The organism is Spirochaetota bacterium, from assembly GCA_025061835.1.
Lineage (GTDB): Bacteria > Spirochaetota > Brevinematia > DTOW01 > DTOW01 > SKYB106.
In genome coordinates this window covers 1-735 of sequence record JANXAC010000049.1, presented here as the reverse complement: position 1 = coordinate 735, position 735 = coordinate 1, and the positions used below count along the sequence as shown (strand labels likewise).

General features: G+C 33.9%; 1 protein-coding gene. It reads right to left on the bottom strand.

The features are described 5' to 3' along the window. The coding region (locus NZ579_08200) for an Eco57I restriction-modification methylase domain-containing protein (GenBank protein ID MCS7299917.1) at positions 1-735 on the bottom strand (735 nt) is incomplete at both ends.

The window sequence follows — 735 nt, the reverse complement described above, 5'->3', positions numbered from 1 at the left end:
ATGTATGGATTATTCTTTATCTCTGGAGTTCTTGGTGAAATTTTTACTTCATATATATCACCGAGCTTGTAAGAACATAATTTCTTAAGTTTTTGCGTTAATTCTGTTTCAAATGTGATCACTTCTCCATTCCAACTGGAAATCACTTTAACGGTTTTAATGTCATCAGGAGTTAAATCAAGAAGTTCAACTCTGCCAATAAACTTGTCAGATTTAATGAAATTTATAACCGAAACAGATACATCCGCCTCTGGTTTAAAAACATCAGAACCAAGGTAAACTATAGCAAGCCCACCATTTTTGGCTATGAACTTTCTCAATTTTTTAAATTCATCAAGTATCATAAAAGTTGATGGGACGATGAAAATTAATTGACCACCAGGCTTAAGCAACTTGATTGATTTCTCAATAAAGGCTCCATATACATTATATTTTCCATACCATGTCTCAAACAAGCTTCTATATTTTCTTCTAGTTGCTGTATTAACCTTTATGCTATAATGGTCGGATGGGCTCGGGATACCATATGGAGGATTTCCAATTATCAGATCAAATTTTTCTTTCGTTTCCCAAAGAAGATAGTCACAATTAATAAGCTCAATTCCGACCCCAATACTAAAAGTTTTTAGATAATCCAGCACATCCTGATTTATCTCAACTCCAATAAACCTCGCTTTTTGCGCAATCAACCGATATGAATCCTTTATTGCATTTAAAAACTGCCCAAGACCACAC